The organism is Sphingomonas sp. IC4-52, from assembly GCF_020707225.1.
In the GTDB taxonomy this organism is placed as follows: Bacteria; Pseudomonadota; Alphaproteobacteria; order Sphingomonadales; family Sphingomonadaceae; genus Sphingomonas.
Genome location: NZ_JAJFEU010000004.1, coordinates 248,556 through 262,548 on the forward strand (window position 1 = coordinate 248,556; position 13,993 = coordinate 262,548).

The 13,993-nt window shown below is 63.3% G+C and carries 9 protein-coding genes; 3 read left to right on the forward strand and 6 right to left on the reverse strand.

Going from position 1 to position 13,993, the window contains the following annotated elements; translation table 11 throughout:
* Positions 1–226: 226 nt before the first annotated feature.
* Both LK535_RS12035 and LK535_RS12040 read left to right on the forward strand, forming a co-directional pair.
* A complete protein-coding gene (locus LK535_RS12035; RefSeq protein WP_227772144.1) occupies positions 227–2,710 on the forward strand; it encodes a TonB-dependent receptor in 2,484 nt (827 codons plus the stop codon).
* A gap of 41 nt (positions 2,711–2,751) precedes the next feature.
* Entirely contained in the window at positions 2,752–4,482 is a 1,731-nt protein-coding gene (locus tag LK535_RS12040) for an amidohydrolase family protein (protein WP_227772145.1), read from the forward strand.
* Between the two features lie 44 nt (positions 4,483–4,526).
* On the opposite strand, the gene LK535_RS12045 is transcribed toward LK535_RS12040, so the two are convergent.
* The 4 genes from LK535_RS12045 to LK535_RS12060 form a co-directional block, all read right to left on the reverse strand.
* A complete protein-coding gene (locus LK535_RS12045) occupies positions 4,527–4,982 on the reverse strand; it encodes an Lrp/AsnC ligand binding domain-containing protein (protein ID WP_227772146.1) in 456 nt (151 codons plus the stop codon).
* 212 nt (positions 4,983–5,194) lie between these two features.
* Positions 5,195–5,584: a hypothetical protein gene (locus LK535_RS12050; protein ID WP_227772147.1), complete on the reverse strand. Its 390-nt coding sequence runs from the start codon at positions 5,582–5,584 to the stop codon at positions 5,195–5,197.
* A gap of 1 nt (position 5,585) precedes the next feature.
* Positions 5,586–6,608, reverse strand: a complete 1,023-nt coding sequence (locus tag LK535_RS12055) for a cellulase family glycosylhydrolase (RefSeq protein ID WP_227772148.1) — start codon at positions 6,606–6,608, stop codon at positions 5,586–5,588.
* Positions 6,609–6,778: 170 nt separating this feature from the next.
* Positions 6,779–8,938, reverse strand: a complete 2,160-nt coding sequence (locus LK535_RS12060) for a TonB-dependent receptor (protein WP_227772149.1) — start codon at positions 8,936–8,938, stop codon at positions 6,779–6,781.
* A 371-nt stretch (positions 8,939–9,309) separates the two neighbouring features.
* Between LK535_RS12060 and LK535_RS12065 the strand changes: the two genes are divergently transcribed.
* Positions 9,310–10,560: a WcaI family glycosyltransferase gene (locus LK535_RS12065; protein ID WP_227772150.1), complete on the forward strand. Its 1,251-nt coding sequence runs from the start codon at positions 9,310–9,312 to the stop codon at positions 10,558–10,560.
* A 194-nt stretch (positions 10,561–10,754) separates the two neighbouring features.
* On the opposite strand, the gene topA is transcribed toward LK535_RS12065, so the two are convergent.
* Both topA and LK535_RS12075 read right to left on the reverse strand, forming a co-directional pair.
* A complete protein-coding gene (gene topA, locus LK535_RS12070) occupies positions 10,755–13,301 on the reverse strand; it encodes a type I DNA topoisomerase (RefSeq protein WP_227772151.1) in 2,547 nt (848 codons plus the stop codon).
* Between the two features lie 312 nt (positions 13,302–13,613).
* Entirely contained in the window at positions 13,614–13,985 is a 372-nt protein-coding gene (locus LK535_RS12075; RefSeq protein ID WP_227772152.1) for a hypothetical protein, read from the reverse strand.
* Between the last annotated feature and the right edge of the window lie 8 nt (positions 13,986–13,993).

Genomic DNA, 13,993 nt, shown 5'->3' on the forward strand with positions numbered 1-13,993 from the left:
ATGGGGGCGGCGAATGCTCATGCCGCGACGAACCTGTTCGGGCGACAGTTTTTCGGCGTGCGGCGTTCGGAAAGAACATCCTTTTGCGGCTGCCGCATGTCGGACGCAATAATTCTCCTGAACGGCCGTAAAAACGCAGCACTTTCGGTCGCACAAAGCTTACGCTGCGCAGCATCATTGCCGATCCCGCGCGGCGGGAGGACGCAAGGTCACAAAGGGGGGTGAAATGGTAGCACTGAACAGTGCTGGCCGGCGTATGCCGGGCATGCGGGCGTTTCTGCTGGGTGGGGCAATGGCATTTGCGCCAAGCCTTGCGGCGGCTCAGGAAGTCCCCAATCAGCCAGCGCCTGTAGAAGCATCGGCGGGCGCGCAGGATGCAGCAGCTGATGGCGAGATCGTCGTCACGGCTCTTCGCCGCAACACGCGCATCCAGGATACACCTATTGCCATCTCGGCAACTTCCGGCGAGGCGCTCGCCGCGTCCGGCACCACCAGCTTCACCGAACTGACCCGCACCGCGCCGTCGCTGCGCATTGTTGACAGCGGACCGGGCAGCCGCCGGGTGCTGATCCGCGGCATCACCTCCGCCGGTGAGCCCACCGTGGGCGTCTATTATGACGAAACGCCGGTGTCCGGCTCGGTCGGCACCACGTCGGATTCGGGCGGCAGCACCCCGGATTTCCGCCTGTTCGACGTGGAGCGCGCCGAAGTGCTGCGCGGGCCGCAGGGAACGCTGTTCGGATCCGGGTCCATGGGCGGCACGCTGCGCATCATCTTTGAAAAGCCGAAGGCCGATCGTCTGGAGGCGGCATTCAGCGGCAACATGACCACCGTGGAAGGCGGCGGGCCCGGGTTCTCGCTGGACGGGATGATCAACCTGCCGATCGTCGAAGACAAGATCGCGCTCAGGATCGTGGGCAATTACAACAAGTTCGCCGGCTACGTCGACAATATCATTCTTACCAACGATCCGAATGCCGGTAACGTCGTCGATACCAGCCCTGATCCGCGCTATCTGCGCAACGTCAAGAACATCAATGACGGCGAAAGCTATGGCGGCCGTGCGCTGCTGCGCATCACGCCGACCGAAGACCTGACCATCGACCTGTCTGCGACCTATGAGCATGTCGATGCGCCGATCCCCTTGTGGCGGCCTGATTTCTCGCGTGCCAACGGATTCGATTTCGCCAGCAACATGCACGCGGACAACATCAACGAAGATGACAACCGCATCTTCAACGGCACGATCCGCTATGATTTCGGCGGGTTCAGCGTGACCGGATCCACCAGCTATTTCGACCGCGACTTCACGCGCACCTATGACGTCAGCGACACGTTCAACGGCCGCGTCGGCACGGTGCAGAATGCTGAAGGGCGCTTCGTTAACGTGCTGAATTCCGCCGGCACGCGTGAGGGGTGCCGCCGCTACCAGCTGGGTATCACCTCCGCCGCGAACACGACGCAATGTACCGCGGATCAGCTGACCGGCTATTTCAACGCCACCGTGCCACTGCAAACGTCGGCGCTGTACCAGCCCCAGAAGCTGAACAACTGGGTGCACGAGCTTCGCCTCAGCTCCAACAACGAAAGCCCGTTCCAGTGGACGGTCGGCGGCTTCTTGGAGAGCCGCGATACGGAAGTGCGATCGCTGCTGCTGGTGGCCAGCCCGGAGACTGGCGCGGTGTACAGCCCGTCAACGCCGGGCGCGATCGCCTATGACCGCACGATCAACGACGAACTGCGCCAGAAGGCGGCTTATGCGGAACTCAGCTACAAGCTGGCCGATCAGCTGACGCTGACCGCGGGCGCGCGCTATTTCAACTTCGAGCGTACGGTGGGCGGGCGGATCGACGTCGGCCAGATCCACTACAGCTCGCGCGTGACGCCCTATACCGAGGCGAGCTACGAAGAAGACGGCCTGATCTACAAGTTCAACGTGTCGTGGCAGCCAACCACGCGGCTGCTGTTCTACGCCCAGGCGGCACAGGGCTTCCGCCCCGGCGGCGTGAACCAGGTGATCGGCCTGCCTGCCGAGCGCGCGGCTTATACGTCCGACAGCCTGTGGAACTACGAGGTGGGCGCCAAGACCACGCTGGCGCGCGGCGTGTACCTGAACCTCGCCGGCTATCGCATCGACTGGGACAATCTGCAGGTCTCGGCACGCACGGCCGGCACCGGTTCGGTATTCGGCCTGATCTCGAACGCGGGTGCGGCGCGTGTCTGGGGTGCGGAGGCCGAGCTGTCGGCCAACCTTTTCCAGGGCCTCTCCTTCAGCGGTGCGTTCGGTTACACCGATGCCAAGCTGTCGGAGGACCAAGTCAGCGACTTCGTGGTGGCGACCGGCCGGCGGGGCGACCGTATCCCCAATGTGCCGCGGATCACCGCCTCCGCCTCGCTCGATTACAAGCGTCCGCTGTCCGCCACGCTGACCGGCACTGCCCGCATCGACGCGAGCCATGTCGGATCATTCTACAGCACGCTTAGCCCGACAGACATATACCGTCGGAAAATCGATGCGTATGACGTGGTCAACTTGCGCTTCGGCATCGAGGGCGTGGACAGTGACTGGGGGGTGTATCTGTTCGCCAACAACCTGTTCGACGACACCGCCATCAATCAGATGAGCGCCAGTGCGAACTCCGGCGGCATCACCAACGCCGTCAGCATCGCGCCGCGCACCTATGGGCTCAACCTGATGCGGCGGTTCTGATCCGCCGCGTCACGCCCCATCCATTCTTTCAAGGATCGACCATGGCATTGTTCCGCCGATTCAACGCTCGCCTGCTGATCACGTCGGCTGTTGCAGGTATTGCCTCGCTCTCCACCCCGTCGCTGGCGCATGAGGAAAAGGCACCACGCGCGGCCGCGGCCGCCGCCCCTGCGGGAAACCAGCCGGGGGCCGCGCCGGCACGTGCCGCCGGCGAGGGCGCGGGGCCGTTCCGTCGCCTCGTCATTCGCGGCGCCACGCTGATCGACGGCACCGGATCGGTGCCGCGCGGCCCGGTCGATATCATCGTCGAAGGCAATCGCATCGCCGACATCCGCCAGGCCGGCTGGCCGGGCATGGCGCTGGCGCAGAACCGCGCGCCGCAGGATTTCGACCAGGAAATTGACGCGACCGGCATGTACGTGCTGCCCGGCTTCGTCGACCTGCACACCCACCTGCCCGCCAAGGACAAGGCGCCCGACGCATCCTATGCCTACAAGCTGTGGCTGGCGCATGGCGTGACGACCGTGCGCGGCGTGTCGCTCGCCTCCCCGTCCTTCACCAGCAATGAAAAGGCGCGGTCGGCACGCAACGAGATCGCGGCGCCGCGCATCTTCAACTATCAGACGCTGGGCGCAGGCTGGTCCGGCGGCCGCATCTCCAGCCCTGAGAAGGCGCGCGAATGGGTGCGCTGGGCAGCCAAGAACGACATCGACGGGATCAAGTTCTTCGGGCGGGAGGATGAAACCCCGGCCGTCATGACCGCAGCGATCGACGAAGCGCACAAGAACAAGATGGGCACCGTCGCCCACCTCAGCCAGACGGGCGTGTCCGATTTCAACGGGATCATCGCCGGTCGCGCCGGGCTGGATACGATCACCCACTTCTATGGGCACATGGAATCGCTGCTGAAGAATCACACGATCCAGAAGTTCACGCCCGACTATAATTTCTACAACGAGCTGCATCGCTTCGCGCAGGTCGCCGACATCAAGGACGAGATCTATGACGTCGGGTCCGAACAATGGTGGGATTATCTAAAGGAGCAGAAGGCAAACGGCGTCACGTTCGACCCGACGTTCAACATCTATGCCGCATCGCGCGACCTGATGCGCGCGCGAAATGCCGACTGGCAGGGTAAATATACGACGCCGCAGCTATGGAACTACTTCCAGTCCACCCGCGACAATCACGGTTCGTATTTCTTCGACTGGACCAGCCAGATCGAGACGAACTGGAAGGGATTCTACAAGAACTTCTTCCAGCTGATCCATGATTATAACCAGATCGGCGGCCGGGTGACGGTGGGGACCGATTCCGGCTTCATCTACAAGGTCTATGGCTTCGCCTATGTCGAGGAACTGGAGCTGTACCAGGAGGCCGGGCTGACGCCGCTGGAGATCTTCCGCGCGGCCACGGTCAATGGCGCCAAGACGCTGATGGAGCCCAAGGGGCAGGAGCCGGAGTTCGGCGCGGTGCGGCGCGGCATGCTGGCCGACCTGGTGATCGTGCCGGAAAACCCGCTCGCCAACCTCAAGACGCTGTACGGCACCGGCTATGTCCGGTTAAATCCGGAGACGAACAAGCAGGAGCGGATTGGCGGCGTTCGCTACACGATCAAAGACGGTATCGTGTATGACGCGCCCCGGCTGCTCGCCGACGTCGCGGCCATGGTGGAACGCGAGAAGCAGGGGGTGCCGACGCCAGTGTCGCCGCCGGTCATCCCGCAGGAGCCGCCTTTCGCCACAACCCCGCAGCCCACCCCTGTGTCCTGAACCATGCGGGTGCCCTCGTCAGCGAGGGCACCCGAAAGACCCGCTTAGATCGGGAGCGCCGTGGTGTACTTCACTTCTTCCAGCACGGCGAAAGTTCGCGTCTCGCGAATGCCGGTCATGTGGAACAGCGAATTGCCGAGAAACGTGCGGTAAGCGGCCATATCTTCCACCCGGGCCTTCAGCAGATAGTCGAAGCCGCCAGCGACCATGTGGCATTCCAGGATCTCGGGCATGTCCTGAACCGCCACCGCGAAATCCTCCAGCACGTTGCTGGTGGTGCGATCCAGCATCACTTCGATGAAGACCAGCAGCGCGCGATCGAGCTTCTGAGGATCGAGCAATGCGACGATGTCGCTGACATATCCTTGTTCACGAAGCTTGCGCAGACGATCGAAGCACGCGGATGGGGAAATCCCGGCCTGGGCCGCGAGGTCCTGATTGGTGATGCGGCCGTTGCGCTGAAGCACCCGAAGAATGTTCCGGTCAATCTGGTCAAGCATAGCAGACCTTCGGCTCCCCCCGTTGTTTGGCCGAAGGTATCGCGCTCGCCGGACCACGCAAGGATCGATCTTCCCCCTACGCCATGGCGGAGGGGAATGGAGGGACGAGGTGCTTGTTGCCGCTATCTTTGCCCATGCTGGCGGCCAGAGCGGGGCGGTGCCGGCGACTTGCTCATCTGCGGGCATGTCGTCGGCACCCACTTTCCTACGCCTCAGCCGCTGATCCCGGCAGCGGCGAGCGCGTCGGGGTCTACGGCGCTGATCCGATAAGGATCGGCCTCCCGCTTTGCCGTGATGGCCGCATCCCGGATGGGATCATCAAGGGCCGCAACGTCTGGTGCCAGCGGCTCGCCGACGTCAGAGCTGCTGCCATCAGCCGCTCCGGCGAAGGCGGTCGGGTCACCCGCCGCGAGACGGGCTTGCCCTGCGGTCAAGGACCCGAAATCGCCACCGCCCTTGACGACGACGATTCCGTGCGGCTCGGCCGGTTCACTGCGGCTGCCGCAGCCGCCCAGTAGTGCCGCAACAGCGGCGGCGCCGAGCAGAAGCGCCGGACGGGCCCGGCCTCCGCCCGAACCAATGGCTCGCGAAGTAACCGCCACCTTACTTGCCCACGAGGATCTTCAGATATTCGCTATCGGGCGCGGAGGCGAAGGTGCCCTTCTTGGGCTCTACCTTATAGTGATAGTCTTCCTTCCACCCGGCGCCGCCGCCCCACCAGCTGACGCCAACATAGGTCTTCGGCAGCGAGCGCATGTAGCGGACCAGATCGGCGCCGATCGCCTTGCACGTCGCATTCACGCCCAGCGCATTCCCGAAGGCGAACTCGCCGATCCACACCTTCATGGTGCGGGCCTGTGCAGCCGCCGTGGTGTTTCCGACCAGCTTCGACGCCGTTGTATTGCTCACGCACGTGGCACTGGTGCCGGAGCCGTCCGAGTCGGGATAGCGGTGACCGGAGATCATCGTCCGGCCGAGCGGATCCTTGAGGCCGCCAGCGCGGTCGAAGGAGCATGCAGGGCTGCTGCAGGGCTTGTCCGCGGTCTCGTTCTTGTTAAAGTTCTGCATGCCGGCCCAGTTGCGCCACTCGATCAGCAGCACATGCTTGAAGCCTGCTTTGCGGAAGGCCGCGATACCCTCGTTCACGTCAGTGGCGTATGACTTCCCGCTCGCGTCCTTTTCATAGGAGCGGCCCTTCTTGGGCTCGTTCATCGTATCAACCAGAACATGGCGATCGTCGGGGAAGTTCTTCATCAGGGCGGCCCACCAGGCGGCGCCCGCGGCATCGAATGTGTTGCCATAATCATGGCGGTCCAGGATCACATAAGCGCCGCGAGCCGCAGCGGCATTGGCAGCAGCCTTGATCTTCGCGATCACGACCGGATTGCTGGCCTGTGCGCCGCGAAAGGGAATGCGGAAGGCGTTGAAACCCTTGTCGATATAGGTGTTGATGGCCGACGGGGTCGGACAAAGTGCGCCGTTGTCCACGAACTCACAGCCGGAAAGATTGACGCCCATCAGCGGGCTGCTGCTGAGGTTGATGTTCTTCGACGCTGTGGATTTGACGGGGCCAGCAATAGCGGGAGTGGCGAGAAGCAAAAGAGCCGTAACGGCCAAGGCGCGCATAATGATTCCTGTGAAAAACGTGTCGGCGCGCAAGGGAAAGGAAATTGAGTCGCTTCAATATCTTAGCGACGAGTCGATTGTTTCTTGAGTCATACGGTTTTCACCGTACGTAGAAATACGTAGTTGCTTGGGTACTTTCGGCCGTCACCCGGCCCTACCGGCAAATTGGATCAAAAGCGTCGGCTGAGCCGCAAGATCAGCTCCCGAGGCGCGACGGGATATCCGATCGAGCCGACGCTTCCGCTATTGTAGCGGCGATCTGCCAGGTTGGTCGCGGCGATCAGAAGTCCCCAGTCGCGCCAATCCGCGCCGGCCTGCATGTTCAGCTGCGCGGCATTCGTCACGCGATGCTGCGGTTCGTTGCACAGCGCAATCGAATAAGGGGAAGATGCGCTGTAATCGCCGCCCAGCCGCACACGCGCGGACCCTAGCTCCTGTGTGAAGCTCGCCCGTACCTGATAGCGCAAGGCAGGCGTGAACCGCAGGTCCAGTTCGCGTTCATCGGGAACAAAGGCGGTGCAGCCGGGGCTGGAGGCAAGCCGGGTGAACCGGTCCGCCAGCGTGGCCACCCAGCCGCCTATCTCCACGCCCGCCAGCGGCTGTGCAGTCCATTCCAGTTCCAGACCCTGGATGCGCGCGTCGCCGACATTCTGGCGAAAGATGTCGGGTGGCCCGGCGGTGGCCCGGGACGCAGAGAAGGCGATATTCCGGTAGTCGTTGATGAAATAGGTCGCGTTGAGGCGCAGCTTGCGGTGCAGCCAGTCGGATTTCACGCCAAGCTCATAGTTCCACACGGTTTCAGGCGCGATCGCAGCCTGTCGGTTCATCACGAAATCGACGTTACGTGCGCGTCCGTCGAAGCTGCCGCTGCGGAAGCCCTTGGCAGCCAAGGCGTAAATCATGGTCTCGCCGGTGCCGGTATCCATTCGATAGTCCAGGCCGAGACGGGGCGACACATCTCTCCAGCGCTCCGCGATGCGGCGGCGGGCGACACGGCCATCCGGCAGTAGCAGGATGGTGTCGGGCCCGGAGAGAAACGAAACGTCGTACCGCTTACGCTCATCGGTGTAGCGAAGGCCCGCAGTGATCCGCGCATGATTGCCAAGCAGAACAGTGCTGGATCCGAACAGCGAGTAGCTGCGCGTATCCAGCTGTGGCTGATAGGGTGACCAATTGCCCGTGAGCCCGACCCCACGCGATGGCGCGTTGAAGAAGTCCCGGTTGCGGAACCGCGCACCTGTGCCAGCGGGCGTCGCGAAGCTTATCGCGGTAAGCTGATCGTTACGCTCGTGGAAGTAATAGGCCCCGGCGAGCCATTCCAGGCGCTGTGCAAACGCTTCCCCCGCAAGCTGCACTTCCTGGGTGAAATTATGCTGATCCTGATCCTGAAGAAGGATCACATTTGCCCCGGCACCCGGCGGATTGGCCGTCTGGTCGAACCCGATCCGTGAGCGGAGTGCGCGATAGCCGGTGATGGTCGTCAGTGTTGCGCCGCTGAAGCGATATTCTGCTCGCACCGACGCTCCGCCGGTGTCGGTCCGGTTGAGCGGATCGGTGTCAGCCGAGGCGAAGGCGTCGATATCGCCGTCAGGGGCAATGAACATGCTGGTATAGCGCCCGGCGTGCTGCGGATCGGGCTTGAACCGCTGCGGAAATCGCGGGCTGGAACGGTCGCGTGTCAGATCGAGGGTCGCGTAAATGGTTGCAGCTGGGGATGGCTTCCACAGGATCGACGCGCGCGCGCCCAGCAGATCCTGGGTGTTCACGCGTTCTCGGTTGGTCAGGTTGTGCCCCCAGCCTTCCTGGTTGCGCGAGATAGCGGAGAAGCGCGTCGCGAGATTGCTGGTCAGCGGCAGATTGGCCGTCGTCCTCGCATCAATCCGCCCATAGCTTCCGACGGTTACATCCGCTTGGGCGCTCACTTTGTCGAAGGAGGGCTGCTTCATTACCAGCTTGATGGCCCCGCCGCTGGTGTTTCGGCCGTAAAGCGTGCCTTGTGGCCCGCGCAGCACCTCCACTCGCTCCACGTCAATAAGGTCGAGCAGGGCGCCGGTGGACCGTGGCATTATCACGTCGTCGACATAGATTCCGACCGGCGGATCATTGGTGAAGATCGAGTCTCCCTCGCCCACGCCGCGCAAGAACACGAGAGCGCCAGAGCTCGTCCCGAAGTTTCGCGCCAGATAAAGGTTGGGCACGGCCGCGCCGATCCGGTCCAGGTTCGCGATTGCCTCCTCCTCAAGTCGGGAGGAGGGCAGGACGGAAAGCGCGAGAGGCACGGTCTGCGCGCGCTCCTCGCGGCGCTCCGCCGTGACCAGAATATCGGCCACGGCTTCCTTCTGTTCGGACAATGGCTGGGCCGCGGCGGGCGCACCAGCAACGCAAGCCACGATCATCAAGGCTCGCACGTCATTCATTCCCGACAAGGCCCATGTGCAAAGCGGCAGCCCGCTATGGAGATCTTGATCTGCGGTCAAGCAGCCCCGCAGCACTCTGGGTCCCCCGCCCGGCTAAGAGATCATGATACTGATCCAGATTAGTTAATAGTTGTTGGACAATTTATTGGAGGAGATAAAGAATATGCAGGGGGCGGTAAGAGCCGCAAGAAAACGGGGGAGATTTTCATGTCGCTTAGTAAGGTAAGCATTGTCTTATGCGTTGATACTGCCGCCAGACAGGTTTGTGCATCGTGAAAAAGGGGATGGAGATCCTCATCGTTGGACCAAACTACGCCCCCGAGCCGGTCGGTGTCGGACCTTGTACAACAGGCATGGCAGAAATGCTTGCCAACGCAGGTCATAAAGTCCGCGTCGTATGCGGAACACCTTCCTACCCGCACTGGAAAATCATCCCCGCTTATCGACGACTTAGGATCTGGCGGGCTGTCGAAAACGGCGTCAGTATAATCCGCCTCCCCCACTATGTGCCGTCGGTGCCGAATGGCCTGCGTCGATTGTTGCACTTGGGCAGCTTTGCTGTGCTCGCCTTTCTCGTCGTGAGTGCACTGATGTTGCGACGACGTCCTAACGCCGTCGTTGCGATCATCCCGTCAACCATGGCGGCAATCGCCGCCCGTTTCTGCGCCAAGCTGTTCCGATTGCCGTTCTGGGTGCATGTGCAGGACCTCGAGGCGGAGATGGCGATTGCCACCGGGCAGATCGGCGGATCATCCTGGGTCACCCGGCTCGCCCGCGCAGTCCAGCGGCTCGCCCTCCGTGGCGACAGGGTAAGCAGCATTTCGCCGGCCATGTGTCGCCATCTGGCGAACAAGCGCGTGTCCCGCCACGAGATCGTTGAGTTTCCGAACTGGGCGCGCCCGGACGTCGCGCCAATTGACCGGCCATCGCCGTACCGGGCCGAGTGGAAGGTCGATCGTCCGTTTGTCGCGCTGTACTCCGGCAACATCGCCGCGAAACAGGGCGTCGAGATCATCGCCCAGACCGCAAGCTTGCTGGCGCACCGCCGTGACTTGTTGTTCATCGTTTGCGGTGACGGGCCGCGGAAGCGGGAGTTGGCCGAGAGCGTCGCCGAATGCGACAACATCCGGTTCTATGACCTGCAGCCGGCCGATCGCCTTGCGGACCTGCTGGGCCTCGCGACGATCCACTTGCTGCCGCAGATCGCCGGGGCAGCCGATCTGGTTCTGCCTTCGAAGCTGCCGAACATGCTGGCGTCGGGTCGCCCCGTCGTGGCCACGGTCTCGCCGCAGACGGACCTTGGGCGTGAGTTGAGCGGATGCGGACTGATCGTGCCGCCGGACGATGCGCATGCTTTTGCCGAGGCGATCAGTCGCCTCCTGGATGATGAACCGCTACGCGCCACGCTGGGGCGGGCTGCTCACGGCAAGGCTGTCGAGCGTTGGAGCAAGCAAGCTATTCTGGAGGGGTTCGAGCGCGAGTTGTGCGCGGTTGTGGCCCAACGGAGTTGGTCAACGGTGCTGCCGCAGGGCTAATGAACGCGGCATAGGAAGCAGGACGGCAGCGCGTAGAGTGGCAAAGCCGATCACCGGGCCGCTCCGACCTGCCGGGTGCGACCGGGTAATCCGCTGCTACTCCACATGGGAAAAGTCAGCTGCGGCGCCGCCCGTTGCCACGCCCGCCCAGGCGTGAGCGCGGCGGAGGCCGTGTTCACGCCTGGACTGATGGCCTACTTCTTGGCGGCCGCTTTCTTGGCGGGCTTCTTGTCCGCGGATTTGGCCGCAGGCTTTTTGGCGGCCGGCTTCTTCTTGGCCGTCTTGCCCTTGCTAGGCATGGCAGCCCGGGCATCGATCAATTCCGCTGCCTCTTCCAACGTCAGCTGGTCGGGGGCGATCGTCTTGGGCAGCGTGGCGTTGGTTTCGCCATCGGTGACGTACGGGCCATAGCGGCCCTCCATCAACTTGATCTCGGCCTCCGAGCGCGGATGCTTTCCAAGCACCTTTAGCGGCTCGCGCGTTCCGCGTTGCGGACGCCCCGCCCCACTCGCTGCCTCCGCTAGCTTCACCACCGCGGCGTTCATGCCGGTTTCAAACACGTCCATCGTGCCGGCGAGCCGGGCATATTTGCCGTCATGCTGCAGATAGGGGCCATAGCGGCCGATCGACGCCACGATGTCCTTGCCCGTTTCAGGATGCTGGCCGATGGTGCGCGGCAGGCTCAGGAGCTTGAGCGCCATTTCCAGATCGAGTTCGCCGATGTCCTTCGGAATGGAAGCTCGCTTGGCGTCCTTGCCTTCGCCAAGCTGAATATACGGACCAAAGCGTCCGGACTTCCGCTCGACCGGCAGCCCTGTCTCAGGATCCTGGCCGAGCTGCTCTGGTCCCGTGCTCTCTGCGGCGTCTCCACCTGCTTGCGCGAAGCGGCGGGTATATTTGCATTCCGGGTAGTTCGAGCAGGCGATGAAGGCGCCAAAGCGACCGCCCCGCAGAGCAAGCTTGCCCGTCGCGCAGCTCGGGCACAGCCGCGGGTCAGTGCCATCCGCCTTGTCGGGGAAAAGGTAGGGCGCGAGGAACGCGTCGAGCTGTTCCGTCACCTCGCTCGGCTTGAAGTCCATGACCTCAGCGGTGCGCGGCTTGAAGTCGCGCCAGAATGCCTCAAGCACGGCCTGCCATTGCGCGCGTCCGCCCGACACGTCGTCAAGCTCCTCCTCGAGCTCGGCGGTGTAGTCATAGGCGACATAGCGTTCGAAAAAGCGTTCCAGGAACGCCGTCACCAACCGCCCGCTCTCCTCGGCGAAGAAGCGGTTCTTTTCCACCCGCACATAGGCGCGGTCCTTCAGCGTCTTGATGATCGAGGCATAGGTGGAGGGACGGCCGATCCCGAGTTCCTCCATCCGCTTGACCAGCGAGGCCTCTGAGAAGCGTGGCGGCGGCTGAGTGAAATGCTGCTCGGCCTCGACCGACTGTTTTGCCGGAGCGTCGCCTTCCCGAAGCTTGGGCAAACGCCGCGCGTCCTCGTCGGCGGTGTCGTCCTGACCCTCCTCGTAAAGCGCAAGATAGCCGGGGAAGAGCACCACCTGTCCAGTCGCGCGCAGCAGGTTGCGGCCCGTGCCGTCCGCCAGATCAACGGTCGTTCGCTCCATGCGGGCGGAGGCCATCTGGCTCGCCAACGCGCGCTTCCAGACCAGTTCGTACAGCCTGGCGTGATCGCCGGACCCCACACGATCGCGCGAGAAGTCGGTCGGCCGGATGGCCTCGTGCGCCTCCTGGGCGTTCTTGGCCTTGGTTTGATATTGCCGCGGCTTGTCGGGCACATAGCTCGCGTCATAGCGATTAGCGATCGCGCCCCGCGCGGCGTCGATGGCGCTGCCGTCCATCTGCACGCCGTCGGTACGCATATAGGTGATCGCGCCGTCTTCGTAGAGCTGCTGGGCAATCCGCATCGTGTGGTCGGCCGAGAAACCAAGCTTGCGTGCCGCTTCCTGCTGCAGCGTGGAGGTAGTGAAGGGCGGCGGGGGATTGCGCGTGGCGGGCTTGGTCTCCACGCGTTCAACCGAGAAACGCCCGGCTTCGACCGCCGCCTTGGCCTTGAGCGCATCGCCCTCGTTGCCGATCGACAACCGGTCGAGCTTCTTGCCCTCCCATTGCACCAGCCGGGCGGTGAAGGACGTGCCGTCCTGTTCCAGACCAGCCGTGACGGACCAATATTCCTGCGCGCGGAACGCTTCGATCTCGCGCTCTCGGTCAACAATCAGCCGAAGCGCCACGGATTGCACGCGGCCAGCCGACTTCGCGCCCGGCAGCTTGCGCCACAGCACCGGCGAGAGCGTGAAGCCGACGAGATAATCGAGCGCGCGGCGCGCGCGATAAGCGTCGATCAGATCGGTATCGAGCTCGCGGGGGTTGGCCATCGCCTGGGTCACCGCCGGCTTCGTGATGGCGTTGAACGTTACGCGATCAACCTTCTTCGGCAACGCCTTGCGCTTCGCCAACACTTCCTGGACGTGCCAGCTGATCGCTTCGCCTTCCCGATCAGGGTCGGTTGCCAGGATCAGGCGGTCAGCCCCCTTTGCCGCGTCGGCGATCGCCTTCAGTTGCTTGGCCTTGTCGGCGTAATTTTCCCATTCCATCGTGAAGCCGGCATCGGGATCCACCGACCCGTCCTTGGCCGGCAGATCGCGAACGTGGCCGTAGCTTGCAAGGACGCGAAAATCCGAGCCCAGGTACTTTTCGATGGTCTTCGCCTTGGCGGGCGATTCGACGATGACGAGTTGCATTGGCGCCTAACTAGGAAGTCTCACACGTACGCGCGAGGGTGGGGATCATCGCGAGGCGCCGTCAAGCCACGGCGCATCGTCGATTGAGCGAACAGTGTCGTTCAGTGGTGGCGTAAGGACAAGAGCGTCGTGCGCGTCCAGCAAAGCCGATACGGCTGTATCGATTGTCGCACCCGCAGCGGGCGTTCACCTGTGATCGCAGCCGCGTTATCTCGCGGCGGCTGCTTTCCCGCTGGCGAGCGTTCGGGAGCAGATTGAGCTGTGGTCCTGTCGTATGTCTCGGCCGCTGCGCTCCTCCGCCGCGGAACGACGCTAAACCGTCGCCATCGTCGATGCTGGCGACGTTGCACGCCATGCGAGCAGGAAGCCCAAACCAAGGATCAGATCGATACATCCGAACAGCAGAACCGGCGGGGGCACCTTGCCGGCCAGGAACAGGGCCACCGCGGGAACACCAAAGGCCAGCTTTTCCGCCACGGAGGGCAGCATCAGGGTGCGATAACGGGACGGATCCGCACCGATGACCCAGAAGACGAGCTGAAACGCCGCCGCCGTGCCGATGAATCCGTAACCGACCAACTCTGCGCCGGTCGGTTGCGGAAGCAGATACTGCGGCAGCAGCGCGATGAGGCCGAACACGGCCGCGCCACGGAACCACCACGACACCCAGCGCGGCGCGGCCATGCCGGTGG